General features: G+C 71.6%; 29 protein-coding genes. 12 read left to right on the top strand and 17 right to left on the bottom strand.

The features are described 5' to 3' along the window. A partial coding sequence (locus AB4Z14_RS21480) for an HNH endonuclease signature motif containing protein (protein WP_442277011.1) occupies nucleotides 1–549 on the top strand: 549 nt, incomplete at its 5' end. A 45-nt stretch (nucleotides 550–594) separates the two neighbouring features. Here AB4Z14_RS21480 and AB4Z14_RS21475 read toward each other — a convergent pair. Beyond that, nucleotides 595–1,470, bottom strand: coding sequence for a CPBP family intramembrane glutamic endopeptidase (locus AB4Z14_RS21475; RefSeq protein ID WP_442277010.1), 876 nt, complete (start codon nucleotides 1,468–1,470; stop codon nucleotides 595–597). Between the two features lie 295 nt (nucleotides 1,471–1,765). On the opposite strand from AB4Z14_RS21475, the gene AB4Z14_RS21470 reads away from it, so the two are divergent. Further along, a complete protein-coding gene (locus tag AB4Z14_RS21470; RefSeq protein WP_442277009.1) occupies nucleotides 1,766–2,158 on the top strand; it encodes a hypothetical protein in 393 nt (130 codons plus the stop codon). Nucleotides 2,159–2,177: 19 nt separating this feature from the next. Here the strand turns inward: AB4Z14_RS21470 and AB4Z14_RS21465 are convergent, their stop codons facing one another. The 3 genes from AB4Z14_RS21465 to AB4Z14_RS21455 all read right to left on the bottom strand — a co-directional run bounded on the left by AB4Z14_RS21465 (nucleotide 2,178) and on the right by AB4Z14_RS21455 (nucleotide 4,419). Further along, the gene (locus tag AB4Z14_RS21465; protein ID WP_442277008.1) at nucleotides 2,178–2,501 is read right to left on the bottom strand and encodes a hypothetical protein; all 324 of its coding nucleotides are present in this window, start codon (nucleotides 2,499–2,501) and stop codon (nucleotides 2,178–2,180) included. A gap of 515 nt (nucleotides 2,502–3,016) precedes the next feature. Continuing rightward, the gene (locus AB4Z14_RS21460; protein ID WP_442277007.1) at nucleotides 3,017–3,859 is read right to left on the bottom strand and encodes a uracil-DNA glycosylase; all 843 of its coding nucleotides are present in this window, start codon (nucleotides 3,857–3,859) and stop codon (nucleotides 3,017–3,019) included. Nucleotides 3,860–3,897: 38 nt separating this feature from the next. Continuing rightward, nucleotides 3,898–4,419, bottom strand: coding sequence for a COG4315 family predicted lipoprotein (locus tag AB4Z14_RS21455; protein WP_442277006.1), 522 nt, complete (start codon nucleotides 4,417–4,419; stop codon nucleotides 3,898–3,900). 147 nt (nucleotides 4,420–4,566) lie between these two features. On the opposite strand from AB4Z14_RS21455, the gene AB4Z14_RS21450 reads away from it, so the two are divergent. From AB4Z14_RS21450 to AB4Z14_RS21440, 3 genes are all read left to right on the top strand, one after another. Further along, complete coding sequence (locus AB4Z14_RS21450; RefSeq protein WP_442277005.1) at nucleotides 4,567–5,055, top strand: sigma-70 family RNA polymerase sigma factor; 489 nt, start codon at nucleotides 4,567–4,569, stop codon at nucleotides 5,053–5,055. Next, on the top strand, nucleotides 5,052–5,744 hold the full coding sequence (locus AB4Z14_RS21445) for a zf-HC2 domain-containing protein (RefSeq protein WP_442277004.1): 693 nt from the start codon (nucleotides 5,052–5,054) through the stop codon (nucleotides 5,742–5,744). Before AB4Z14_RS21450 ends, AB4Z14_RS21445 begins: the two co-directional genes overlap by 4 nt. 565 nt (nucleotides 5,745–6,309) lie before the next feature. Beyond that, the gene (locus AB4Z14_RS21440) at nucleotides 6,310–7,326 is read left to right on the top strand and encodes a LacI family DNA-binding transcriptional regulator (RefSeq protein WP_442277003.1); all 1,017 of its coding nucleotides are present in this window, start codon (nucleotides 6,310–6,312) and stop codon (nucleotides 7,324–7,326) included. 10 nt (nucleotides 7,327–7,336) lie between these two features. Here the strand turns inward: AB4Z14_RS21440 and AB4Z14_RS21435 are convergent, their stop codons facing one another. The 4 genes from AB4Z14_RS21435 to AB4Z14_RS21420 form a co-directional block, all read right to left on the bottom strand. Beyond that, nucleotides 7,337–8,017: a hypothetical protein gene (locus tag AB4Z14_RS21435; RefSeq protein ID WP_442277002.1), complete on the bottom strand. Its 681-nt coding sequence runs from the start codon at nucleotides 8,015–8,017 to the stop codon at nucleotides 7,337–7,339. 156 nt (nucleotides 8,018–8,173) lie between these two features. Continuing rightward, on the bottom strand, nucleotides 8,174–8,755 hold the full coding sequence (locus tag AB4Z14_RS21430; protein WP_442277001.1) for a DinB family protein: 582 nt from the start codon (nucleotides 8,753–8,755) through the stop codon (nucleotides 8,174–8,176). Between the two features lie 49 nt (nucleotides 8,756–8,804). Next, nucleotides 8,805–8,972 (bottom strand): hypothetical protein, encoded by a 168-nt coding sequence (locus AB4Z14_RS21425; RefSeq protein ID WP_200958960.1) that lies wholly within the window; start codon nucleotides 8,970–8,972, stop codon nucleotides 8,805–8,807. Nucleotides 8,973–8,982: 10 nt separating this feature from the next. After that, a complete protein-coding gene (locus AB4Z14_RS21420) occupies nucleotides 8,983–9,666 on the bottom strand; it encodes an alpha/beta fold hydrolase (protein ID WP_442277000.1) in 684 nt (227 codons plus the stop codon). 53 nt (nucleotides 9,667–9,719) lie between these two features. On the opposite strand from AB4Z14_RS21420, the gene AB4Z14_RS21415 reads away from it, so the two are divergent. Next, nucleotides 9,720–9,968, top strand: a complete 249-nt coding sequence (locus tag AB4Z14_RS21415; RefSeq protein ID WP_020141871.1) for a DUF2630 family protein — start codon at nucleotides 9,720–9,722, stop codon at nucleotides 9,966–9,968. A 16-nt stretch (nucleotides 9,969–9,984) separates the two neighbouring features. Here AB4Z14_RS21415 and AB4Z14_RS21410 read toward each other — a convergent pair whose 3' ends face one another. The 8 genes from AB4Z14_RS21410 to AB4Z14_RS21375 form a co-directional block, all read right to left on the bottom strand. Next, entirely contained in the window at nucleotides 9,985–11,811 is a 1,827-nt protein-coding gene (locus AB4Z14_RS21410) for a glycoside hydrolase family 3 protein (RefSeq protein WP_442276999.1), read from the bottom strand. Between the two features lie 39 nt (nucleotides 11,812–11,850). Continuing rightward, entirely contained in the window at nucleotides 11,851–13,476 is a 1,626-nt protein-coding gene (locus AB4Z14_RS21405) for a glucoamylase family protein (RefSeq protein WP_442276998.1), read from the bottom strand. 32 nt (nucleotides 13,477–13,508) lie between these two features. Then, nucleotides 13,509–14,432: a carbohydrate ABC transporter permease gene (locus AB4Z14_RS21400; RefSeq protein WP_442276997.1), complete on the bottom strand. Its 924-nt coding sequence runs from the start codon at nucleotides 14,430–14,432 to the stop codon at nucleotides 13,509–13,511. 1 nt (nucleotide 14,433) lies between these two features. Beyond that, a complete protein-coding gene (locus tag AB4Z14_RS21395) occupies nucleotides 14,434–15,444 on the bottom strand; it encodes a carbohydrate ABC transporter permease (protein ID WP_442276996.1) in 1,011 nt (336 codons plus the stop codon). 4 nt (nucleotides 15,445–15,448) lie between these two features. Beyond that, nucleotides 15,449–16,702: a sugar ABC transporter substrate-binding protein gene (locus AB4Z14_RS21390; RefSeq protein WP_442276995.1), complete on the bottom strand. Its 1,254-nt coding sequence runs from the start codon at nucleotides 16,700–16,702 to the stop codon at nucleotides 15,449–15,451. A gap of 135 nt (nucleotides 16,703–16,837) precedes the next feature. Further along, nucleotides 16,838–17,869, bottom strand: coding sequence for a LacI family DNA-binding transcriptional regulator (locus AB4Z14_RS21385; protein ID WP_442276994.1), 1,032 nt, complete (start codon nucleotides 17,867–17,869; stop codon nucleotides 16,838–16,840). A 315-nt stretch (nucleotides 17,870–18,184) separates the two neighbouring features. Further along, a complete protein-coding gene (locus tag AB4Z14_RS21380; protein ID WP_442276993.1) occupies nucleotides 18,185–18,514 on the bottom strand; it encodes a hypothetical protein in 330 nt (109 codons plus the stop codon). 34 nt (nucleotides 18,515–18,548) lie between these two features. After that, nucleotides 18,549–18,887 carry a VOC family protein gene (locus tag AB4Z14_RS21375; RefSeq protein ID WP_442276992.1) on the bottom strand — a complete coding sequence of 113 codons (339 nt, stop codon included), beginning with the start codon at nucleotides 18,885–18,887 and terminating at the stop codon, nucleotides 18,549–18,551. A gap of 108 nt (nucleotides 18,888–18,995) precedes the next feature. Between AB4Z14_RS21375 and AB4Z14_RS21370 the strand changes: the two genes are divergently transcribed. The 5 genes from AB4Z14_RS21370 to AB4Z14_RS21350 are packed head-to-tail and all read left to right on the top strand — an operon-like array spanning nucleotide 18,996 to nucleotide 24,522. Next, nucleotides 18,996–19,916: a sigma-70 family RNA polymerase sigma factor gene (locus tag AB4Z14_RS21370; protein ID WP_442276991.1), complete on the top strand. Its 921-nt coding sequence runs from the start codon at nucleotides 18,996–18,998 to the stop codon at nucleotides 19,914–19,916. 54 nt (nucleotides 19,917–19,970) lie between these two features. Beyond that, the gene (locus AB4Z14_RS21365; protein WP_442277012.1) at nucleotides 19,971–20,972 is read left to right on the top strand and encodes a patatin-like phospholipase family protein; all 1,002 of its coding nucleotides are present in this window, start codon (nucleotides 19,971–19,973) and stop codon (nucleotides 20,970–20,972) included. A gap of 39 nt (nucleotides 20,973–21,011) precedes the next feature. Then, complete coding sequence (locus AB4Z14_RS21360; RefSeq protein WP_442276990.1) at nucleotides 21,012–22,034, top strand: Y-family DNA polymerase; 1,023 nt, start codon at nucleotides 21,012–21,014, stop codon at nucleotides 22,032–22,034. A 33-nt stretch (nucleotides 22,035–22,067) separates the two neighbouring features. Then, a complete protein-coding gene (locus AB4Z14_RS21355) occupies nucleotides 22,068–22,892 on the top strand; it encodes an arylamine N-acetyltransferase family protein (protein WP_442276989.1) in 825 nt (274 codons plus the stop codon). A gap of 31 nt (nucleotides 22,893–22,923) precedes the next feature. Continuing rightward, nucleotides 22,924–24,522: an MFS transporter gene (locus AB4Z14_RS21350; RefSeq protein WP_442276988.1), complete on the top strand. Its 1,599-nt coding sequence runs from the start codon at nucleotides 22,924–22,926 to the stop codon at nucleotides 24,520–24,522. Nucleotides 24,523–24,538: 16 nt separating this feature from the next. Here the strand turns inward: AB4Z14_RS21350 and AB4Z14_RS21345 are convergent, their stop codons facing one another. Further along, nucleotides 24,539–24,952, bottom strand: coding sequence for a VOC family protein (locus tag AB4Z14_RS21345; protein WP_442276987.1), 414 nt, complete (start codon nucleotides 24,950–24,952; stop codon nucleotides 24,539–24,541). A gap of 29 nt (nucleotides 24,953–24,981) precedes the next feature. Here AB4Z14_RS21345 and AB4Z14_RS21340 point away from each other — a divergent pair. Next, nucleotides 24,982–25,182 (top strand): hypothetical protein (locus tag AB4Z14_RS21340; protein WP_442276986.1); only part of this gene is annotated, 201 nt, incomplete at its 3' end.

Raw genomic sequence — 25,182 nt, 5'->3', positions numbered from 1 at the left:
ACCCCGGTCTGGGAGACCGACGGACACCCCGTCAACGTCGGCCGCGCCCACCGCGTCGTCCCCCACCGCACCCGCGTCCTGGTCCTGGACCGCGACCGCGGCTGCCGCTTCCCCGGCTGCGCCTCCACCCACCACCTCGAGATCCACCACCTCCGGCACTGGCGCGACGGCGGYCCCACCGACACCACCAACCTCCTGGCCCTGTGCACCTTCCACCACGACGGACACCACCGCGGCGAGTTCACCCTCACCGGCGACCCCACCCACCCCGACGGACTCACCTTCCACACCGACACTGGCCTGCTCATCGGCCCACCCCAGAAACCACCCCCACCACCCCCACCACCCACACCGCCCCCGCAGCCGCGGCTCACCCTGGCCCCCGACCCCAACCAACCGGACCGGTCAGACGCGCCGGACGAGTCAGACGGGGCATACGGGGCACACGCGCCGGACCGTCGCAGACCACCAGCCCGACTCGGTCGCCGCTACCCCGCACCCTCCGGTGGCACCCTGCACCTGCACCTCGTCGACTTCACCCCGACCTGAGGGCGTCGTCGCCCGACGCGAAGGGGGCTCAGGCCCGCATCGGCATCAGGCCTGTGTCGCGCCGATCCCCTCAGCGGCCTTCACGTCGGTCCGCTCCACGACGCGTCCTCGGACGAACCACACGAGGATCAGGCCCGCGACGATGATGATGAAGCTGAACGACCCCGCGACGGTCAGCAGGGTGTTCTGGGTCCCGTTCGTGCCCACCTCGTCGATGCCACCCGTCGACAGCAGGACGAAGGGGTCGGTCAGCCCGTGGAGCACGATCGCCGGGATGATCGATCGCGTCACGCGCATCGTGAGGTACATGCAGACACCGAACCCGAAGGTGTAGGCCATCGTGACGCCCACGGTCGAGACCGCTTGACCGCTCAGCAGGTTGACCGAGTGGAGCGCCGCGAAGACCAACGAGGAGACGAGCGCCACGACGCGCTCCGAGTGACCCGCATCGCGCAGCATCTTGACGGCGATGCCGCGCGTCAGCACCTCCTCGACGAGTCCGACGAGCAACCCCGTCACGATCGTGAGCACGATGACGGCGATGCCGTACTTCCCGTAGTCCGGGCCGATCACGCGCAGCACGATGGGGATCGTGACGAGGATCGGGCCGATCCACATCCAGCGCGACCCACCGATCGGCTGCGGGCCGAAGATCTCACGCGTCCAGCCCATCGCCCACAGGAAGACGCCGAGGACGACAGCGCCGACGATGAGCGCGAAGGTGACGTCGACGAAGACGCTGCCGACGGTCGTCAGCAGCTCCTCCTCACTCTGTCGGGCGAAGACCCTCGACGCGAGCAGGCCCGCGCCGAGATAGATGGCAAGGTAGACGACGACGAGGGGCACGAGCCGCCAGAAGCCGCCCCGGTCGAAGAACGAGCGCAAACGGCCCCTGAGTGCTGTGGCTGAGACGTCGGACATGTGGACCTCAACTCCCCTGTCGTGCGATGAGGCTGACACGTCGGCGGATCAGCGAGTCACCCACGATCATCACCCATCGCTCTGCTCGATGCCACGCAGGTTCGGGAGCCGGGAGCGGTCCTCGGGCCGGCCGACGTCTTCTCGCAGGACGAGCACCCCTTCCCACGGCAGGCGGTCGTGCGCGCCCTGCCCCGAGCTCCTCGGCTACGCGCGTCACCTCTGAGGGCACCCGACCGCATAGGTCGAGTACGCCTACGGACGCGGTCCACGACAGCGAGCCGCGAGGATGGCGCCCATGGGCGCGGCAGAGTCGGCGGAGGGCCGGTGGGGACTCAGCCTGCCGTGGTGGTCACTGGCGATCGGCGTCCTGACGACGGCGTTCCTGGTCGGTCTGGCCCTCGCGCTGCTCGTCACGCACGCCCTGACCTTCGGCTTCACCTCCGTCGCGGGGCTCGGTTCGGTCGACGGGCCGGACGTCGACCGCTACGAGCTGGCGCTGGCGGTCGGCATCGGCACCAACGTCTTCGGCGCGCTGGGCCTGTCGCGACTGGCCCTCCGGACGCAGGCCGCCGCGTGGCCCCGGGTGCTGACGGCTCTGCTGATCGCCGTGGTCACCGGTGCGCTGGCCACAGCCGGGATGCTCGCAGTCCTGGGGATCGACCCCCTGCTGCTCGTCGACGGCCTCTGACATCGACGCGCCGACGGCGTCAGCCCTGGGGGTCGACGTCCTCGGGGCGGTCAGCAGTCCTGACCTCGTCGCGGCCGGCGGCGCGCCGGTCACGACGGCCGCGGACGACGGCGATGACGAGGCAGGCCACCATGCCGAGGAGGAAGAGCGGCAGCGCGGCCAAATAGCCGAGGAACAGCACCGTGTCCGCGGGGGTCGGGGTGCAGCCGAAGCCGAGACCCGTGCACTGCCCCGAGGCGTTGTAGTCCGGGAGCGTCAGGTGCAGCACGAGCACGAGGACGGCTGGGACGATCCAGAGCAGGCCGAGGGCGACGATGTACGGGCGAACGCTGCGTGGCTCCACACCCCCACCCTCGCCCATGACCGCCGGCCGCGCATCGTCGCCCCTTCTCAGCGCCGCCGACTCCCGCCTCGCGTCGAGGACGCCGCACGTCCGCATCCGCCCCTGCGGTGACGTCATGGCCACTCACTGGGCCCTCGGCTGCGTGGCCTGACGGTCACAGCTCCTTGCGGAAGTACACGTCGGCCGCGTCCGCCGTGGGCACGCCCTCCCAGCGGAAGATCTCGCGATAGCCCTGCTTCTCGTAGAAGCCGGGAGCCTGGAACGTGAACGACGTGACGAAGACGTGGCTGCAGCCCCGCGCCGCGCCTCGGACTCGAAGTCGGCGAGCAGCCGCTCCCCCAGCCCGGTCCCGCGCACGTCCTCACGCACCCAGGTCACGCCGATGCCGGCCGCGACACCCCAGGTCCAGCCGCGGTCCGCGGTGCCCGGCGGCCAAGTCCGTCCTCAACGCCCTCACGGCGTCGAGCCGGGCCCTGATGTCCCCGACCGGCACGTCGAGCACGACGGCGCGCCAGTCAGAGACGCGCGATGACCTCGTCGAGCATCGCCTCGGTGAGCTTGCCCGTGAAGGTGTTCTGCTGGCTCACGTGGTAGCTGCCGACGAGTCGCACCCGCCGCCCGGTGTCGGTCGCCAGCACGGCCTCGGCACCGTGGCCGAACCTCGGCTTGGGTCTCGGCACGTCCCACCCCCGGCGGCGGGCCGCCCCGAGCGCCGCGTCCCAGGCGATGGACCCAAGAGCGAGCATCGAGCGCAGCCGCGGCTCGGAGAGCTCGAGGTCCCGGTCGAGCCACGCCGCGCACGTCGACTTCTCCTCGGTCGTGGGCTTGTTGGCGGGCGGGGCGCACCGGACGGCGGCGACGATGCGCAGGCCCGTCAGCACGAGCCCGTCGCCCGAGGCCACCGACGTGGGCTGGCTCGCGTACCCACCTCGGTGGAGGGCGGCATACAACCAGTCGCCGGAGCGGTCGCCGGTGAACATCCGACCGGTCCGGTTGGTGCCGTTGGCCGCCGGGGCCAGGCCGACGACGAGCACCTCCGCGTCCGGGTCCCCGAAGGAGGGCCCGGGGCGCCCCCAGTACGGCTGGTCGGCGAACGCCGCGCGACGTCCCTCCGTCGCCACCGACTCGCGCCACGCGACGAGCCGCGGGCACGCGCGGCACACGCTGATGCGGGCGTCGAGCTCGCGTATGCCGTCCGCACCCGTCGCGAGTCGGCGCACCTGCGCCGGGGTGGCCGCGACCGGTGTCTCGGACGTGGCCGGGTCACCCGGCCAGCCCGAGCCCGCGGGCACCGGCGACAGGAAGAGGCCGCCGGTGACGGGGTGCTGGGCCGGGTTCGGCAGGTCGGCGGGGCACATGGCCCCACGCTAGGCCGACCCGGCCCCGCCCGAAGGTTCTAGGACTTGGTCTTGATCGGTGTCCCGGCGGCGTCGAGCACCCACCACACGTCCTTGACCGCCTGCCCTGTCACGTCACCGGGCTTCGTGTCCTTGGCCCAGTAGTACAGCGGCCATCCACCCAGGGTGAGCTGCTTCTTGCCGTCCGGCGTGTCGATCGCCGCGACCGTGCCGGTGACCCCGGACGCCGTGGGCGCGGCCGCACCCATGAGGGCCGGTGGCCAGGCCGCCAGGCACTGACCCGTGCAGGCGCTCGTCGCGCCACCCTTCGTGTCCTTGTCGAACATGTAGAGCGTCATGCCCTTGCCGTCCGTCACGATCGTCCCGAGGGACGAGCTCGCCGTCTTGAGCTCGGCGACCTCGGCGCCGCCACCTCCGGCCGCAGTTCCGGCGGACGTGGAGGCCGACGGTGACGGGGCTGCCGGGCTGGCAGGGTCGGGAGTCGACGACCCACAGGCCGTCGTGAGCACCAGGACCGCGGCGGCGAGCGCCGTCGTGCTGATGGATCGGGTTCGCATCATGATGACCTCCTCGATCTCGACGCCCGGGTGGCGTCCATGTCGGATACGTCTCCCGGCGTGAGACGGTTCAGGGGTCGACAGAGTGAACCTGACGCGCCGCGCAGGCGTCTCTGGACGGTGGAGCACCAGTGAGGAGGTGGCTGCGGGATGCCGCTGGACGACGAGGCGGTGGCTGAGATCTACCGCGAGCACGGGCCGATGCTGCGACGTGTCGTCTGGCGCGCGACGAGCGACGCCAACCGGGTCGAGGACATCGTCCAGGAGGTCATCCTGCGCGTGTGGAAGCAGGCACCCGAGGCCGACAACCTGCGCGCCTACCTCATCACGACCGCCCGCCACCTCATCGTCGACCAGCACCGTGCCGCCGGCCGGCGCCCCCAGCAGGCGCAGCTCGTCGACGTGGCCGAGGCGGACTCCGCCCTCGACCGCGCCCTCGACCAGGTGCTCGTCGAGGAAGCCCTCGGCCGCCTCCAGACCAACCACCGAGAGATCGTGCGCTACCTCTACTTCGAACGCCTGACCGTCGCCGAGACCTCCATCCGCGTCGGGGTGCCCGAGGGCACCGTGAAGTCGCGGGCCTACTACGCCGTGCGCAACCTGCGCGTCATCCTCGACGAGATGGGAGTGACGAGATGACCACCGGATCGGACGACCTGCACGTGCTGCTCGGCGCGTACGTGCTCGGTGGCCTGTCCGACGACGACCACCGCGCCTTCAGCGAGCACCTGCGCGCGTGCCGGCAGTGCCAGACCGAGCTCGGCCAGGTCTCCGGGATGCCGCGTCTGCTCGACCTCGCCGGCCCCGAGGGTGGTCCGCACCTCAGCGACACCCCCGTCGCCGTGCCCGCTCCCCTCATGACCGACCACGACGACGAGCACCTCGTCACCCTGCTCGGCGAGGTCGGCCGACGCCGCCGCCGGCGTCGCACGTGGATGTCCGTCGTGGCCGCCGCGGCCGCGGTCGTGCTCTTCGCCGCCGGCGCCTGGCTCGGTCCGCAGCTGCTGACACCGACCACACCGACACTGCCGACGACGCACGTCGCTGCGGCCGCCGTCGCGGGCAGCCAGGTCCGCATCGACATCGCCCTCGTGACGCGCGGCTGGGGCACCCAGCTCGACGTCAACTGCGAGGACATGCCGACCAACGGTGAGCTGGCCCTCTGGGTCATCGACCGGAGCGGCAAGGCGACGAGCGCCGCGTCGTGGCGGGCGACCCCCGCCGGTTACTCCCGCGTCACCGGCGCGACGGCCTTGCGACCCAATGAGATCCAAGCGCTCGAGGTGCGCACCGGCACCGGCAAGGTGCTCGCCGAGGCCCGCACCTGAGCCGGCCGGCCTGACGGGCCAGGGCACGCCTGAAGAGCACGCCTGAGGGCCCGGCTCGCGACTGATCAGGTCTGCGATCCCGGGCCCTGATGGCGGTTAACGTACCTCAACGGGCCAGCCGCCCAAGCGATTCGGGGTGTGGTGCGGGGCAGCCCCCCTGCCCCGCACCGTTTCCCCTGACACTCAGAGCCTCGCCTGAGGTGGTTGATACACCGCAGACGTCACAAGCCGGACGGCAGCCGCGTCGCCGGGTGGCGTGACCGATCGCCGACATCGGAGCGGTCCGAGTCGTCGACGCCCGGTGACGTCGCACCGGCCTGTCGGCATCGGGGTCCCACGGTGGATGAAACGGCTACCTCTGCGCGTCCGGGCTCTGGATTCCAACGGTTACCGAATAGGGCACAGAGGCGGCCTGAGGTCACCACGAACGGCTTCGTCGAGCGCTAGCCTGTTCCTCGACGGGGCACACGGGTGCACTCAGGGGCAGTCACTCAGGGGCACTCACTCAGGGGCCGGACAGGGCTCCGCACGGACGGAGGCACGGTTGGCGGCGCGGCTGCGGGACGTGGCGGAGCGTGCGGGAGTGTCGGTCAAGACCGCCTCCAACGTGCTCAACCACCACCCCCACGTGAAGGCCAGCACGCGCGAGCGCGTCGAGGCCGCCATGGCCGAGCTGCACTACCGCCCCAACCTGTCGGCGCGCAGCCTCAAGCACGGCCGCGCCGGGTTCCTCGCCCTCGCCGTGCCGGCGATGGACTCGCCCTACTTCGCCGAGCTCGCGGCGCGCATCACCGAGGAGGCGGCCGCCCTCGGCTTCATCGTCCTGCTCGACGTGACAGGAGGCGACGCCGACGCCGAGCGCGTCGTCCTCGAAGGCATGCGCTCGCACGTCATCGACGGCGTCATCTTCTCGCCGCTCGCCCTCTCCCCCGATGAGATCAGCCGGCGCGCGGACATCCTGCCCATGGTGCTGCTCGGCGAGCGGCCCGTCCCCAAGGGCTTCGACCACATCGCGGTCGACTCCGTCGCTGCCGCGAGAGCTGCCACGGAACACCTTGTGGCGCAAGGACGCCGGCGCATCGCAGCCGTCGGGCGCGAGACGATGAGGGGCACCGCCTCGGCTCGCCTGCGCGGCTACCGCCAGGCGCTCAAGGGCGCCGGCCTCCCCTACGACCCCGACCTCGTCGTCGGCGTGCCCCACTTCGAGCGCGCCGACGGCCACGCCGCGATGCAACGGCTGCTCGCGCTGCCCGAGCCTCCCGACGCCGTCTTCTGCTTCAACGACCTCATGGCCATCGGCGCCCTGCGCGCCTGCGTCGAGGCCGGCGTGGACGTGCCGGGCGAGGTCGCCATCGTCGGGTTCGACGACATCGCCGAGACCCGCTACTCCAACCCGACGGTCACGACGATCTCGCCCGACCTCACCGGCCTGGCGCGAGCCGCGCTCGAGCTGCTGTCACGCCGCATCGACGGCGAGCGCGGTGCCGCCGAGGAGGTCGAGGTGGCGTGGACGCTCGAGGCGCGCGAGACGACGCTCGGGGTCCCGGCCCGTCGGCACCGCCCAGCGGCGACCCAGGGCTGAGCCGGAGCGCTCAGTCGGCCGAGCTCGACGTCGCCGCAGCGGGTTCGGCCAGGGCGGCCGCGGGTGCGGCCGACGGAGCCTGGACCGGCAGCGTGACGCGGTAGGTCCGGGTGATGCTCGTGCCGACGCAGGGCGTGGCGGCCCAGGCGGCCATGCCCGCCGCACGCGAGGTCCTCGTGCCGTTCGTCGTCGTGTAGCTCGCCGTGACGTCGGCCGTGAGCACCTTCGCGGCGGAGAAGGCCGGCACGAGGAAGCGCACGGCGGTGTAGTCGTGGACGGATGCCGCGAGACGGTCCTGCCGGTAGAAGGAGGAGTAGCCGCCGGTGTTGACCGGGTAGCCGACGTCGGCACCGTCTGCCGTCACCGTCACGGCGACCGAGCAGACGGGGGCGTCCGTCGTCCACGGGATCCGCACCCACGACTGCTGTCCGGCCACGACGGCGCCGAGCGCCCGGGTGACGGGCCGCAGGCCCGTGGAGACGCTGGCGTCCACGAGGTCGCTCTCCGCCGCTCGAGGCGTGACCGGCGCGGCCGGTGCGGCCGGTGCGCTGCTCACGGCCGCCGGTGCGCGTGGCGCCGGGGTGGGCGCCGGTTCCATCGACTGGGCCCCGAGGACGACGGCGCCGGCTCCCACCGCGACCAGGACGGCACGACCGAGCAGCGTGCGGCGCGCGTGGGCGGGGGCTGACATGGGCGGTCCTCCGGGGACGGTCGGTCATGTGACGGCGCCGGTACCGGCGCCGCTGCCCCAGTGTGTCGAGGTCGCCGCAAGGGCAGCCGCGATATGCAGCAGGAATGCCGCAAGGTCGGCGCAAGAGCAGCCGGGACCGGCGTCAGCCCCTAGGGCTCAGGCGCCGGATCCCGCTGCGCGCGCGGCCTGCTCGACGCGCTCGCGGTGGGCCGCCCATTCGGCCGCGTCGTCGCTCGTCGACACCGGGTCGTCGCCGACGACGCCGTCGACCTGCTCCCGGAGGATGTCGGCGTGGCCGACGTGACGGTTGGTCTCGGTGAGGACGTGCACCATGAGGTTGAAGAGCATGACGTCCGGTCGCGGCCACCACGGCACGTGGCCGGGCGCGTCGATCGGCAGCACCTCGATCGTCGCGTCGGCGTGGGCGCAGGCGCGGCGGTAGCGCTCGACGACCTCGGCCCGCGACTCGTCCACCCTGACCCACAGCTGGTCGCGGCTCACGAAACCCGGGTCGTCGAACTGCGGCAGCGGCTCGGGGAAGGGCCGGCCCACGATGCCGCCGAGGTAGCGCGCCTCGGACAGCGTGAGGTGCTTGACGAGGCCGAGCAGGTTGGTGCCGGTCGTCGTCAGGGGTCGGCGTGCGTCGTACTCGGAGACCCCGTCCAGCTTCTGCAGCAGGGACGCCCGGACCCATCGCAGGTTGTCGTGGAGGTACGCCTTGGCGAAGTCGTCGATCACGGGCCCAGCCTCGCACGCGGGCACCTCGCTCACCCGTCGTGCGGCGCGGTCACACGGACCGGAAGAACCGCAGGTAGAAGGCCCCGAACACGAGGACGATGCCCACGTTGACCATGAGCCGCGCCCACACGTGGTCCCGGAAGAAGAGGACGTCGACGGCCACGACGACGGCCACCATCACGAGCGCGTAGAGCACGCCGAGCACAGGTCGTCCCATACCCCCAGTCCTACGCCCGATGTCCGCCGGAAGCCATGAGGTATGCCGCGAGCTCGGCCGGGTGCGAGAGCGCGGCCAGGTGCCCGCCGGGCACGAGGTCGAGGTCGAGTCCCAGCCGGTCGCGCGCCACGCGACGCTGGAGGTCGACCGGGAAGAAGCGGTCGTCCGCGCCGGCGACGACGCGGGTCGGCACGTCGGGCCAGGCGTCGATGGCGCAGGGGGTCTCGAAGGCACGCTCGACCTCGGGCCGCTGGTGCTCCTCGCCACTCGCCGCGACCGCCGGGTCGACGTCGTGGAGGAAGTACGTGTCGAGGTCGAACTCCTCGCTCCACCCACCGGCGCGGGCCGCCGCGACCCGGGCCTCCTCGCACCGCACGGCGTCCCACCACGCCCCGGCGGTCTCGCCCGGCAGCGGGACCATGGCGTTGAGCAGGACGATGCCGGCCACGGGCCGCCGCGCGGCGACCATCGGCACGGTGAAGCCGCCCATCGACTGCCCGACGACCACGACGTCGTCACGGCCGTCGACCGCAGAGGTCACGAGGGCGGCATACTCCGGCAGCCCAGCCTCCGGGTCGTCGGCGGGCAGCTCGACGGCGACGGCCTCGTGGCCGGCGTCCTCGAGGAGCGGCACGACCCGGTGCCAGTACCAGGCGGCGCCACCGGCACCGGGGACGAGCGCGAATGTGGTCACTGTCCACATGCTAGCCCTCGACGGCGCCCGTGGGGCCGTGCGATCGTGGCCCCATGGCTGACGACCCCTCGATCCAGGACCGCATCGGCTCGCTCATCGACGAGGAGCACCGGCTGCGCTCCGCCCTGCAGGCCGGCGACATCACCGTCGACGAGGAGCACGCCCGACTACGCAGCGTCGAGGTCGAGCTCGACCAGTGCTGGGACCTGCTGCGCCAGCGACGGGCGCGGCGCGAGTTCGGCCAGGACCCCGACGGCGCCGAGGTGCGCTCCGAGCGCACCGTCGAGGGCTACACCGGCTGACCGCCCCGAACACGCCTCAGATCGTGAGGCCGTGGCCGAAGGCGAAGAGCGGGTCGTCGTAGCCCGGCACGTCCTCGCCGTGCGCCCGCACCTGGTCCATCGACCGCGGGAGGTCGAAGGGCAGCCGCCCCTCGGGGGCGATGGTGCCGGTGACGGCGTCGAGGAGGGCGTCGTCGCTGCTGCCGTAGCTGCCGACGACGGCCGACGCGAAGCGCAGCAGCGGGGTGACGACGGCCGGCCGGTCGAGCACGACGTCGACGACGAGCGGGCAGACCGCGGCGATCCGCTCGAGCCGGGCGATGAGGCCGGGCGGGAAGTCGAGCGAGCCCTGGTGGAACCACGACTCGAGGAAGAGGTCCGACCGCGGGTCGAACGGGGCGGTGAGCCGCACGACGGCGACGTCGGCGTCCTCGGGCCGGTCGACGAGCTTGCCGTGCCGCACGACCGCCTCGGGTGAGACGCGCTCGGCGTAGATGCGCAGGCCCTGCTCGAGCGGGAGCCGATCGTCCTCGTTGTGCAGCACGGTCACCGAACGGGCCTGGGCGGCATACCCCTCCTCGCGGAAGTCACCCCGGCCCACGGTCGTGGCGGCGGCGTCCTCGTCGACGTAGGGGTCGTCGAACAGCCCGAGCCGGAACTTCACCGCGAGGATGCGGCGCGCCGACTCGTCGACGCGGGCCTCGGTGACCCGACCTTGGGCGACGAGGTCGAGGAGGATGTCGACGCACTCCTCGCCGCCGAACTGGTCGGCACCGGCCTCGAGGATCAGCCCCATGCGGCCGTGCGGGTCGAGGTGCTCGACGCCCCACGCGCGCGCCGGGAGCACCTGGTCGCCGACGTGGTTGTCGTTGACGAGCTCCCAGTCCGTGACGACGACGCCGTCGTAGCCGAGCTTCTCGCGGAGCAGGCCGGTGACGACCTGCTTGTTGTAGCCGAAGCCGATCGGCTCGATCTCGACGCCGTCGACGACGAGGTCGACCGGCATCCCGTAGTACGGCATGATCCCCGCGGTGCCGGCCGCGATGATCGGCGGGAACGGCTTGAGGTGGTCGGCGAAACGCCCACCGGGATAGACCTGCTCGCGGCCGTAGGGGAAGTGCGCGTCCTCGCCGTCCTTCTGCGGACCGCCGCCGGGGAAGTGCTTGCTCGTGCACGCGACACTGCCCGCGCCGAGCGAATCTCCTTGGAAACCCTTGAGATACGCCACTCCGAGCTCGGTCACGAGGTCGGGATCCTGGCCGAAGGTCCCGGCCTGGCGCGCCCAGCGCGGCTCGGTCGCGAGGTCGAGCGTCGGGTGCAGGGCGGCCCGGATGCCGACGGCGGCGTACTCCTGGCGGGCGATGTCGGCGAAGCGCCGCACCGCGTCCGCGTCGCGCAGCGCCGCGAGCCCCAGCGGCTCGGGCCACTGCGAGAACGCGCCCGCGGAGAAGGAGACCCCGACGTTCTCGATGAACGCGTGCCGCGGGTCGGTCGACACCGTCACGGGTATGCCGTGTGGCGTGCGCTCCGCGAGCGACTGCAGCGCGTTGCTCCACCGGGCCGCCATCCGCGGGTCGTCGAGCGCGTGGACGTTGAAGTGGTTGAGGTGCTTGTCGAGCACGACGGTGCTCGTCGGGGACTTGCTGATGGTGCCCGGGTGCTCGAGCACCGTGCCGTCCGAACCGGCCTCGATGACGGTCTGGAACATCAGACCGACCTTCTCCTCGAGGGAGAGCCGGCCGAGCAGGTCCTCGACCCGCTCGTCGACGGTCAGGCGTGGGTCCTCGTAGGGATCCATCCGGCCGTTGCCGTTGAGGTCGCGGTAGGCGACGCCGTCCTCGGAGGTGGAGAGCTCGGGGCGCACGGGTGTGCCTTTCGTCGGTGAGGGAAGTTCCTACGCGGGTCAGGCGATCGGGCTCGCGCCGAACTCCTCGACGCCGATGACCGGGCGCAGGGCGCGCTCGACGGCCGTGGTGCTGAACGCGCGACGGAGGACGTCGTTGCCCAGCACGTTGCCCGCGGCGCCCATGACCATGGCCTGGTCGAGCGAGAGGTAGCGGCGGGCGACGGTCCCCGACCGGACGGCCACGGCGTCGAAGAAGCCACCGCGGTCGTAGGAGTGGAAGTCGGCCTTGAGGTTGGCGAGGTTGGTGAACGCCTCGTCCGGCTCGTGCATCATCGCGAGGAACGCCGCGTGCGGCGTGACGACGCCGTCGCCGTAGGTCGGGCTCGGGTTCGTCGCCGCACGGCAGTCACCGAAGCCGGGGTCGTAGTTCGTGCTCTCCTGGTCGGACATGTAGCCCGTCGGGTTGAGCCCGAGCGCATCGACGCCGTACTCCCGGTAGCCGCCCTTGGGGTTGCTCGACGGGCTGAAGCCCCAGTAGCCGTAGCCGGCGTCGATGAGCCCGTGCTCCCGCTGCGCCCGGACGTGGAGCGGGTGGTTGCGACCCCACGAACGGGGCGCCCAGGCGGCCTCGTCGACGAAGACGTCGGGCATGAGCTCCTCGAACATCGAGCCGCCCCAGCCGGGCACGATGTGCATGCCGCGGTAGGTGTACGCACCCTCGTAGACGTCGAGGCCGTAGTACGTGCGGTTCTCGCCGACGGGCTGCATCTCGTGCCACGACCAGTCGCACGTCGCGGGGAAGGTGCGCCACATCGCGAAGTACTGCTTCGCCGGGACCTGGCCGGTGATGATGCCGAGGTAGCTCGTGATGCGGGTCTCCGACACCGTCGTGTCGTAGTGGTGCGTCGTGAGCCACACGGGGTCACCGCCGATGTGGGTGCCCTGGTAGGTGCCGCCGGGGCGACCGTCCTCGTAGGGGTAGAAGCCGCCGTGGATGAGGCCTCCCGGTCGCACCTGGTGCGCGGGGTCGCTGTTGTCGTTGTAGAAGGAGTCCCAGCGCATCCGGTCGAAGATCCGCCTCGCCCACGGGGCGGCGGCCCGGTCGGAGCCGGCCACGACCAGCAGCGCTGCGCCGAGCCAGCCGTTGTCGACGCTGGAGCAGAAGGGGACGACCTTGTCGCCCGAGTCCGGCCATGTGTGCAGCGCCCTGGCGGTCGCCTCGTCGTACCAGTTGTAGTACATGCCGCTCGGCGTGTGGTGCTCCATCCGCTCCACCGTCTTGAGCGTGCGGATGAGGCGGGCCGACGCCTCGCCACGGGTGATGATGCCGAGCTCGCGGGCGACGACGGTCGACCAGAGGTAGCCACCGATGTTCGTCGGCGACGTGTAGCCCGAACGGTCGCCGGCGGCGAGCGACGCGGGGATGTTGTCGGCCGGCAGGCCGGTCCTCGGGTCGGTCATCGCGACGAGGCTGCGCCACGTGTCGGCGGCCCACGTGCGCACCGTGGCGCTCTCGAGGGAGCGGACGGCATTCGAGCCCGTCGACCGCAGGAAGGCGGGCGCCTGGCGCGCGCCGGTCGTCGACGCGGACGCCGTCGGAGCGAGCGCGAAGGCGGCGACGGAGGCCGCGCCCCCGACGAGCATCGAGCGACGGCTGGGGGTGTAGAGCTTCTTCTCGGACATGGTGCAGTGCTCCTGTTTCCGGGGTGGGGGGCCTACTTGAGGCCGGTGGTGGCGATGCCCTCGATGAAGCGCTTCTGGAAGATGAGGAAGACGACGAGGATCGGGATGATGACGACGGTGGCGCCGGCGAGCAGCAGTCCGTAGTTCGTGCTGTTCTGCCCCGTCGAGTAGAGGGCCAGGGCCACCGGGAGGGTGTACATGTCCTCGGACTGCGCCACGACGAGCGGCCACAGGAAGTTGTTCCAGCTGCCGAGGAAGGTGAGGATGCCCAGCGTCGCGAGGGCGGGGCCACAGAGCGGCAGGATGATCTTCCAGAAGATCCGCAGCTCGCCCGCGCCGTCGACGCGGCCCGCGTCGAGCAGGTCCCTCGGCAGCCCGAGGATGAACTGGCGCATGAGGAAGACGCCGAACGGGCTGACGAGGAACGGCAGGAAGAGGCCGGGCAGGGTGTTGACGAGTCCGGCGTTCGCCACGAGCACGAAGAGCGGCACGAAGGTCACGACGCCCGGGATCATGAGCGTGCCCATGACCGCGATGAAGATCGCCTTCTTGCCCCTGAAGTCGAGCATCGCCAGGGCGTAGCCGAGCATCGAGCAGAAGACGAGGTTGCCGGCCGTCACGACGACGGCGACGACGATCGAGTTCGTGAAGAACTGCCCGAAGTTCAGCTTGCTGAACAGCTGCGTGTAGTTGTCGAGTGAGGCGCTCTCGGGCAGCCACGTCGGCGGGATCTGGCGCAGCTCGCCCTCACCCTTGAAGCTGCCGAGCACCATCCAGACGAACGGTGCGATGACGGCGACGAGCGCGACGGTCAGCAGCACGTAGAGCCACCAGCGGCTGCCCTGGCTCGAGCCGACCATGCCGGACCCGGTCCTGCTCGCCTTCGCCTTCGGTGCCGGGGCCGGAGCGGTCGGCCCGGTCGGCCCGGTCGGCCGCGGTGCGGTGTCGACGGACATGTCAGGTCCTCTCTCGGAGCAGGCGGAACTGCAGGGCCGTGACGATCGCGATGACGACGAAGATGATGTAGCTCATCGCCGACGCGAGACCGTAGTTGCCGAAGCCGAACTGCTGGTAGGTGTACATCGACAGCGAGATCGTGCTGTTGAGGGGGCCGCCCTTGGTCATGACGAACGGCTCCTCGAAGAACTGGAGGTAGCCGATGGCCGTCGTGACCATGACGAAGAGCAGGGTCGGTCGCAGCAGCGGCATCGTGACGTGGCGGAACCGCTTCCAGGCGTTGGCGCCGTCGATGGCGGCCGCCTCGTGCAGCTCGGCCGGCACGGCCTGCAGCCCCGCGAGGAAGATGATCATCGCCGTACCGAAGTTGCGCCACGAGGCCATCATGATGAGCGCCGGCATCGACCAGTTCGGGTCACCGAGCCAGTTGGGACCGGTGATGCCGAACCACCCGAGGGCGGTGTTGATGAGACCGCCCGGGTCCTGCAGGAGGAAGCGCCACACGACGGCCACCGCGACGATCGAGGTGATGACCGGCATGTAGAAGCCGAGGCGGAACACCGCGCGGAAGCGGGTGATCCCCTTGTCGAGCGCGACCGCAGCCGCGAGCGCCACGACGAGCGTCAGCGGCATACCGACGAGGACGAAGTACGCCGTGTTGCCGGCGGCCTTGCGGAAGGTCGGGTCCGACAAGGCCTTGGTGAAGTTGTCGAGGCCGACGATGTTGACGCTGAAGGGGTGTCGCAGGTCGCGGGCCTTGGTGTCCGTGATGCTCATGAAGAGCGACTGGACCACCGGCCAGGCGGTGAAGGCGAGGAAGAGCAGGCAGAAGGGGATCGCGAGGATCCAGGCCGCCCGCCCCTCCCGACGGCGGGCCGATCCGACCCGGCCGGGGGAGCCTCCGTCGCCCGCCCCCCGGGACGACCCGTTCGTGGGTCGTCCCGGAGCGGTGACCGGAGGTGGCGTCACGGGTCCGGCGGGGGACCCGGTCGTGCCGGTCTGGGCGGTCATCGGATCACATTCCCGTGCCGATGGACTCGGCCTGCTGCTGGGCCGTCTTGAGTCCGGTGGCCGGGTCCTCGCCGGTCTTGGTGATCTTCTCCATCTCGGTGTCGAGTCCCTTGACGGCCTGCTCCCACGTCGGGAACGACGGCGGCGCCTTGGCGGTCTCGAGCTGCTTGCCGAAGACGGCGAGCTTCTTGTCCGAGGCGAGCGCGGGGTCCTGCCAGGCGCTCTTGACCGACGGGAGGTCGGTCGAGATGGTGTACCACTTCGACTGGACCTTGGGGTCGGCGAGCCACTGGACGAACTTCCAGGCGGTGTCGCGGTTCTTCGTGTTCTTGAAGACGACGAAGTTCGAGCCACCGACGAACGACGACGACCCGGCCGAGCCGGCGGGGATCGGGGCGACGTTGTACTTGTCCTTGAAGCCGGCGCCGCCGACCTTCTCGACCGCGGACATCATCCACGGGCCGGAGATGAACATCGGGACCTTGCCGCTCGCGAAGTCGGGCTCGGTCGTCGGGGTCGCCGGGGCGCTCTTGTTGGAGATGCCGTCGGTGAAGTACGACTGGTAGTACTTCGCGGCCTTGACCATCTCGGGGCTGTCGAAGTTGTACGCCTTGCCGCCGTCCTTCGTGAGGTCGGCGCCGTCGCTCCAGGCGAACGGCATGAGGGTCTGCCACGAGCCCTCGCCACCGGCCTGGAGGCCGATGCCGTACTGCGCGCCGGCCTTGGTCTGCATGGCCTTGGCCATGTCCTTGAGGCCCTGCGCGTCGGTGGGCACGCTGTCGTAGCCGGCCTTCTTGGCGAGGTCGGTGCGGTAGAAGAGGACGCGGGTCTCGACGTACCAGGGGATGCCGTAGGACGTGCCGTTGACCTCGGTGGTCTTCTGCGCACCCTCGAAGAAGGCGGACGTGTCGATCTGCGCCGGCGTCGGGTCGATGGCGTCGCTGCTCGCGAACTCGCCCATCCACGTGGTGCCGACCATGGCGACGTCCGGCGTGTTGCCGGAGGCGATCGAGGCCGTGAACTTGTCGTGCGCGGCATCCCACGGGATGGCCGTGACCTGGACCTTGACGCCGGGGTTGGCGGCCTCGAAGTCCTTCGTCAGCTTGGGCAGGTTGTCCCCCTCGGCACCCATCGCCCAGACGGTGATCGTGCCGGTGGCCTTGCCGGTGCTGACCGCGGCGCCTGTCTGACCGGCGGTGGTGCCACCGTTCTCGGCGCTGCGACCGCAGGCGGTCACGGTGAGGGCCGCGGCAGTCATGCACGCGACCGTGATGGCTGTGGTGCGTCTCATCGGTGTCTCACTTTCTCGGGTGTCTCCGACATCGGTGTCGGGGTTTGGGGAGGGACGGACGGGGGCAGGGGGATGGCGGTGGAGATGCCTGGCGGGTCGCGCTCAGCGGGTGGGGCAGCCGCAGGACCCGCGGATGACCACTTCCGTCGGCAGGACCTGCGGCTCGAGCCGCGGCAGTGCGCCGGAGACCCGCTGGTGCAGGCGCTCGGCGGCGATGACGCCGAGCTCGTGGACGGGCTGGCGCACGGTGGTGAGCCCGGGGCGCACGTAGCGGGACGTCATGACGTCGTCCCAGCCGACGACGGCGATCTCGCCGGGGACGTCGCGGCCGGCGTCCTGGAGGTGGCTCATGATCGCGAGGGCGAGCTCGTCGTTGGCGCAGACGAGGGCGTCGGCCTCGAGCTCGCCGGCGAGGATGCGCTCGGCGACGGCCTCGCCCTCCCCCTCGCGGAACGGGACGCGGACGGGGGCTGCGGGCTGGAGGCCGCGCGCCCGGTGGGCGGCGACGAAGCCGGCGTGGCGCTCGGCGATGTCGGGTGCGCCCTCGGGGTCACCGACGAAGACGAGGCGCGTGCGGCCGTGGGCGAGCACGTGCTCGGTGAGCTGCTCGGCGCTGTGGGCGTTCTCGGCGCGGACGCTCTCGATGCCCTCCTGGGGCGTGCCCGCGATGATGACGACGGGCTTCTGGCCGTGCAGGGCCCGGGCGACGGCGGGCGGCATGGCGGCCGAGCCGAGCACGGCGATGGCGTCGACGCGGGTGGCGAGCTGGCGCACGGCGCGAGCGAGGTCGGCCTTGCCGTCGGTGAGCATCAGGGTGACGCTCTGGCCGAGCTCGGCGGCCCGCGACTCGAAGCCCATGAGCAGCTCGGAGTAGTAGGGACCGGTGAGCTCCGGCAGCACGAGACCGTGTGCCTCGTGGTGGCGCACGGCGAGGCTGCGGGCGGCGCCGAGAGGCACGTAGTTGAGCTGCTCGACGGCGTCGAGGACCTTCTGGGCCGTCGTCGACGACACGGTGCCGGCGCCCTGGAGGACGCGGGAGACGGTGGCGATCGAGACGCCGGCGCGCTCGGCGACGGAGTAGATGGTGGCGCCCGCCGAGGCCGCGCCGTCCGGGTGCTTGCGTGCTGTCGCCATGGGTCCCACCTCTCGCGTCTCGTCGTTGAGTGATGTGTCGCGACCAGGCCCCTGACCGGGTCTCCCCGGCTCTGTAAGCGCTTACATCTGCACCTCCATACTGCACAGGTCAGCGCGGGGGCGCAAGACCCGCCCCTCGCTGCGGGCAGCCGTGAGGGGCCGGGCGGGCGTCGGTGACACCCCCTCCCGGCCCCTCGTCACGGGACGTCGCCGACGCCCATCGCGTATGCCGTCACGTCCCGTCGGAGCAGTCGCCCCGTCACCCTGTGGCCGAGTCGGGTTCGACTGTGGCACAGTCGAACTCGATGTCCTCGGTCACTCGTCGGACGTGATCCACCGCCCGTCGAGCATCACGACGCGGCCGCGCAGCTCGTTCTCCTCGCGCCAGGCCTGGATCCGGCTCGGGACGACCCGGAAGAAGAGGTACGAACCCGAGGTCTCCCGAGGATCGAAACCGGTCCGCTGGGCGAAACGGTCGGCCTCCGCGGGCTCGAGCGCGGTGGTCGGGGCCACGTCGACGGACCCGTCGACCATGACGACGTCACGCGTCGTGCCGATCCCGATCCGCACCCCTGCGCCGGACGCCAGGACACGTCCCGCGACGTTGCGGGAGGCAACGCGGGCACCTCGGCGGGCGGACGGCATACGCCCTCGGTGCTGTCGGCGACGTCGTCTGCCGTCATCCCTGCATCACGCCGATCATGTTGCCGTCGGCGTCGGACAGCACGGCCACGGTGCGACCGCCACCGACCGCGGTCGGCTGCTGGCTGACGGTCGCGCCGGCCGCGGTGAGGGCCGCGGCCGTCGTCTCGAGGTCGTCGACCGACCAGAAGGGCGTCGCACCGGTGATGCCCTTGCGGTGGCCGCTCGGGTCGAGGGCGATCTCCTGGCCGTCGACGGAGTAGCCGACGTAGTACGACTCGTCGGTGTGCGGCTCGGTGCCGAGCAAGGTCGTGAAGACCTGCTTCGCGGCGGCGAGGTCGGCGACGGGGTAGATGAGGGTGTTCACGGCGGACATCTTGGCCTCCTGGTGGGTGATCGCGGTGGGGTGTCGAGCGGTGGTGTCACATCCGGTGGCGCCGGCTCGTCAGTGCTATGACGGATCACGACCGGAGGATGTGACGAGATGGACGACGAGACCCGCGAGCAGTGGCTCGCCCGCGACTTCGAGCAGCAGCGGCCTCGGCTGCGGGCCGTGGCATACCGCGTGCTCGGGTCGGCCGCGGACGCCGACGACGCCGTGCAGGAGGCGTGGCTGCGCCTCAGCCGCAGCGACACGACCGAGGTCACCAACCTCGCGGGCTGGCTGACGACCGTCGTCGGGCGGATCAGCCTCGACATGCTGCGGTCACGCAGCTCGCGCCGTGAGGACAGCTGGGACACCGGTCTCGCCGAGCTCGTCGCGAGTGGTGACGTGCGCACCGCGCCGACCCAGCCGACGCGCCCCGCCCCCGATCCGGCGAGCGAGGTCGAGCTCGCCGACAGCATCGGCCTGGCCCTGCTCGTCGTCCTCGACACCCTCGCCCCGGCCGAGCGGCTCGCCTTCGTGCTCCACGACCTCTTCGGGATGCCGTTCGAGCAGATCGCCGAGATCCTCGACCGCTCCCCCGCAGCGACCCGCCAGCTCGCGAGCCGCGCCCGTCGCCGGGTGCGCGCCGCCGACGCTGCCGAGTCCGGGCCGGCCCGCACCCGGCAGCGCGAGGTCGTCACCGCCTTCCTCGCCGCCGCACGGGGCGGCGACTTCTCGGCCCTGCTCGAGATGCTCGACCCCGATGTCGTGCTGAGCGCCGACGAGGCAGCGGTCGCGATGGGCTCGCCCGACGTGCTCCGCGGGCCCGAGGCCGTGGCCCAGCGGTTCAACGGCGGCGCCAGGTCGGCACGGCTCGCCGCCTTCGACGGCGGCATCGGCGCCGTGTGGACGCTGCGGGGCGAGGCCATGGTGGCCTTCCGCTTCACGGTGGACGACCGCGACCTCGTCACCGGCATCGAGATGGTCGCCGACCGGGCGCGGCTCGACGCGATGGAGATCTGGTTCCTGACGTCCTGACCGGCGCGCGAACCGTCCGGGACGCGGACTATCGTCGAGGACGTGGCTGAGGGGATGCGTGCAGCGGTCGTGCTCGGGTCGGGCGGGGCGCGCGGCTACGCCCACGTCGGCGCGCTCGAGGTGCTCGCCGAGCGCGGCTTCGAGATCGTGACGATCGCGGGCACGTCGATGGGCGCGCTCGTCGGCGGGGTGGCGGCCGCAGGGAGGCTCGACGCGTACACCGAGTGGGCCCGGAGCCTGACCCAGCGCGAGGTGTGGCGGCTGCTCGACCTCAGCATCACCTCGCCGAACGGCGCGATCCGGGCCGAGCGGATCATCGCGAAGGTCGGGGAGATCCTCGACGGCGCGACGATCGAGAGCCTGCCGATCCCCTACACGGCTGTCGCGACCGACATCAACGCGCGCCGCGAGGTGTGGTTCCAGCGCGGGCCGGTCGAGCACGCGATCCGCGCCTCCATCGCGATCCCCGGCGTCATCACCCCCGCCGTCATCAACGGCCGGGTCCTCGTCGACGGGGGTCTCATCAACCCGATCCCGATCGAGCCGACCGCGGCGACCTCGGCGGACCTCACGATCGCCGTCTCCCTGTCGGGCATGCGGGCCACCGGCGGACCGACGACCCCCGTCAAGGAGTCGTCGGAGCCCGTGTCGCGCGAGGAGTGGACGACCCGCCTTCGGCGCAGTGCCGCCGAGGTGCTCGAGTCCGAGCGGGTCCGCGCGATCACGAGCCGCTTCGGCGGGCACGCCCGCGACCACGACCACGATGTCGAGCACGACCAGCCGATCCCGCCGGAGGCCGTCGCCCGGCTGCCGCAGGCGCCGACCGATGCGCTCGTCGTCCGGTCGGCCGACGTCGGGCTCGTCGACCTGCTCAACATGTCGTTCGAGACGATGAGCGCCCTCATCTCGCGCTACCGGATGGCCAGCAACCCGCCCGACGTGCTCGTCACCGTGCCGTCCAACGCCGTGCGGACCCTCGACTTCCACCGGGCCGCGGAGATGATCGAGCTCGGTCGGCAGCTGACGACCGAGGCGCTCGACCACGCCGGCTACTGAGCGCCGACGGTTGTCGGTGGCCGGGCGGAGACTGGGCCGGTGGTGATCCTGCACGCCGACGCCGACGCGTTCTTCGCCGCTGTCGAGCAGCGCGACGACCCGGCACTGCGCGGGCGGCCGATGGTCGTGGCCCACGAGGTCGTCGCGTGCCCGTCCTACGAGGCACGAGCGCTCGGCATCCACGCCGGTATGCCGCTGCGGCAGGTCCAGCGCCGTTGGCCGCAGGTGCTCGTCACCGGCTACCGCGCGGAGGCCTACGAGGAGGCGTCCGTCCGGCTGTTCGAGGTGTTCCGCCGCTTCACGCCCCTCGTCGAGCCCGGATCGGTCGAGGAGGCCTTCCTCGACGTCACCGGGCGTGACCACGGCGATCCGCGCGGGATGGCGGTGGCCCTGCGCGCGGCCGCCCGTGCCGAGGTCGGGCTCCCGGTCTCGGTCGGAGTCGGACGCACCAAGCTCATGGCCAAGCTCGCGAGCCGGCGCGCCAAGCCCGATGGCCTCGTCGTCGTCGACGCCGAGCTCGAGGCGCGGGTCCGGCCTCGTCTGCGCCTCGACGAGCTCTGGGGGGTCGGTCCGACGACCTACGAGAAGCTCCACGCCGCAGGGCTGTTCGTCGTCGCCGACCTCCACGGCCTCGACGAGGACGACCTCAAGCGCCTCGTCACCACGGCGATGGCCCGGCGTCTCGTCTCCATCGCGCGCGGCACCGACGACGCGACGATCCGCCTGCCCGGGCCGCGCAGGTCAATCAGCGCGAGCCGGTCACTGCCCGCGACGCGGACCAGGTCCAAGGTCGTGGCGGTGCTCGACGGCTGCGTCGAGCGTGCCGTCGCGCGGGTGCTCTCGCTCGACGGGCCGCCGCGTCTCCCCCGTCGCCTCGAGGTCCTCGTCCGCTACGACGACGGCACCCAGGTGCTCGAGCGCGGCCCGCTCGACGCCCCGTCGCTCGACCCGACCGTCCTGCGGTCCGCGGCGGGAGACCTGCTCGAGCGCACGGCCTACGAGTGGGACGGGCGCGGCGTGACGATGGTCGGCGTGACGCTGACACTTCCCGCGCCCGCTTGACCTCAAGGTGGCTCGAGGTCGCAGGATGACCGGGTGACCTCACCGACGACGACCGACGCGCTGACGACGACCGAGGCGACGGCATACCTCCGGCGCATCGGCGCGGCCGCTCCCGAGTCCCCCACCCTGGCGGCGCTCGCGTCGCTGCACCGCGCGCACCTGCTGGCCGTGCCGTTCGAGAGCCTCGACATCTCGCTCGGCCGGCCGATCCGCCTCGACCGCGCGTCGCTGCTGGCCAAGGTCGTCGGCGCCCGGCGCGGCGGTTACTGCTACGAGCTCAACGGCCTCTTCGCCCTGCTGCTGCGCAGCCTCGGGTATGCCGTCGACCTCGTCTCCGCGCGCGTGGCCACGGCGGACGGCGGGCTCACCGACGAGTTCGACCACCTGGCACTCGTCGTGTCGGGTGGCCGTCTCGAGGAGCCCGTGCTCGCGGACGTCGGGTTCGGCGAGGGGTTCGTCGAGCCGCTCCCGTTGCGCGACGGCTTCGAGCGACGCGAACGCGGCCACCTCGTGGGACTCCTGCGGCGCGACGACACATGGGTCTCTCGCGAGCTCCGCGACGGCGAGGACTGGCGCGACTGCTTCGTCTTCTCGACGGTGCCCCACCCGCTGACCGACTTCGCGGCGCGCAACGAGTGGCAGCAGACCTCGCCCGACAGCCACTTCACCCGGTCGCGGCTCGCATCGGTGCTGACCCCGACGGGACGGGTCACCCTGAGCGGCGACCGGCTCAGCACGACGACGCAGGGCCGACGCGAGGAGACCGCGCTCGCCGACGAGGACGCCGTGCGCGCCGCCCTCACCGACCGCTTCGGCATCGTCCTCGATCAACGGACGTCGGCGGGTCCACCTCTATAGACTCACGCCATTCGGCCACCGAGAGGGCGACATGAGCCAGGACCCCACACCCGATTCCGATCCTGACGCCTCAGGGAGCCGGCGCCTGATGCTCCTGCTGGCCATGGCGATGTTCGTCCTCGTGGTCGACACCTCCTTGATGAACGTGTCGATCTCGGCCGTCATCACCGACCTCGACACGACGGCCAGCGGGGTGCAGTCGGCCATCGCGCTCGAGGCGCTCGTCTCGGCCGCCTTCATCCTCATCAACAGCAAGGTCGGCGACCTCATCGGCCGCAAGCGGGCCTACGTCCTGGGCCTGCTCGGATACGCCGTCGGCGCGCTCGCGATGACGCTCGCGCAGAGCCTCACGGCGATCATCATCTTCTGGGCGATCATCGGAGGCCTGGGAGCCTCGTTGCTCCTGCCGGCGATGCAGTCACTGATCCACGGCAACTTCGCCGGCCCGGCCCAGAAGCAGGCCTACGCGCTCGTCGGCGCCTCGGCCGCCATCGCAGCCGCGATCGGCCCGCTGCTCGGCGGGTTCGTCACGACGTACCTGTCGTGGCGGGTCGGTTTCGCCCTCGAGGTCCTCATCATCGTCGTCGTGCTGAGCCAGATCCGCCTGGTCCGGGACGTCGAGTACACCGGCTCGCGCCAGATCGACGTGGTCGGCGCGATCCTGTCCGCCCTCGGCATGGGCGGGGTGGTGCTGGGCATCCTCGTCTGGCAGGAGGGGGGTCAGTACGTCGGCCTGCTCCTCGTCGTCGGGGCGACGGCGCTCGTGCTCCTGGCCCGGTGGCTCCGCCGCCGCAAGCGCGCTGGGCAGGTCACCCTGCTCGACCCGGACCTGTTCCGGCACCCGAACTTCACGGCCGGCGTCTCGGGCCAGCTGCTGCAGCAGGTCACTCTGGGCGGCGCCATGATCGCCCTGCCGCTCTACTTCCAGATGACCCTCGAGTACAACGCCCTCCAGTCCGGCCTGTCGCTGGCTCCGCTGTCGCTGACGATGTTCGGGGCAGCCCTCGTGGCCGGACGGCGGGCCGGCAACCGGCGACCCGCCTCGATCATCCGCACCGGCTTCGTCCTCACGAGTCTGGGTGTCGCGATCATCCTCCCGCTCGTGCCCCGCGCCGACAGCGCGTGGTACTTCGTGGTCCCGCTCGCGATCACCGGTTGCGGCCTCGGCCTCCTGGTCTCGCAGCTGAACAACTACACCCTCGCCCCCGTGGAAGAGGAGCGCGTCAGCGAGGCCGCCGGCGTCAACTCCGCGGCCGGGTCCTTCGGGCTCTCCTTCGGTCTCGCCATGGCGGGCGGCCTCATGCTCGCTGCGCTGTCGGTCGGCTTCACCCAGATGGCGCAGAACAGCGCCGTCATCCCGGCCGCGCAGCAGCAGCAGATCGCCCAGGCCCTCGAGCACGACGCCGAGATCATGAGCAACACCCAGCTGGAGCAGCAGATCTCTGGCCAGCCGGCCGAGGTCGAGGCCGAGGTGCTGGCCATCAACGACGCAGCCCGCAACCGCTCTCTCCAGATCGCCCTGCTGGTCCCTCTCCTCGCCGGTCTGCTGGGCTTGCTCAACTCGTTCCGCATGCTGCGCCTCCCCGACCAGAAGCCGTCGGCATCCCTCGACGGACTCGACTTCGGCTGACGGTCGCGGGCCCGCCTCAGCCCCAGGCGTCCGGGGTCGGACGGCAGAGGCAGAACGGGTGGCCGGCCGGGTCGGCGTAGACGCGGAACCCGCGATCCGGCGCCGGCTGCGGCGGCTCGACAGGATCGAGTGCCGTGCCCCCGAGGGCGAGCACCCGCTCGTGGGCGGCGGCGATGTCGGCGACGACGAAGTCGAGGTGCGCCTGCTGCTGGCCACGGGGCCAGTCAGGGGACTGGTGCCCGGGTGCGAGCTGGGTCGCGATGCGGGGGCCGTCCCACAGCACGTTGAACCAGTCGCCCTCGGCGTCGGCCTCCACGCGGCCGCCCAGCAGCTCGGCGTAGAACTGCGCCACCCCTGCCGCGTCGGCGCAGTCGAGCGCGACGCAGTCCCAGCCGATCGTCGATCCAGTGCTCTTCTTCTCTGAGGTCATGCCCACCACCCAACCACCGCCTGACGAGAGTGCGTCAGACCGACGGAGCGGGGATCTACGGAGCGGGGATCTACGGAGCGGGGATCTACGGAGCGGGGATCAACGGAGCGGGGATCAACGGAGCGGGGATCAACGGAGCGGGGATCAACGGAGCGGGGATCAACGGAGCGGGGATCAACGGAGCGGGGATCAACGGAGCGGGGATCAACGGAGCGGGGATCAACGGAGCG

It is taken from the genome of Terrabacter sp. 2TAF16 (assembly GCF_052115065.1).
Lineage (GTDB): Bacteria > Actinomycetota > Actinomycetes > Actinomycetales > Dermatophilaceae > Terrabacter.
Note: the sequence above shows the minus strand (reverse complement) of the source record. Positions and strands in the feature narration are given on the sequence as shown.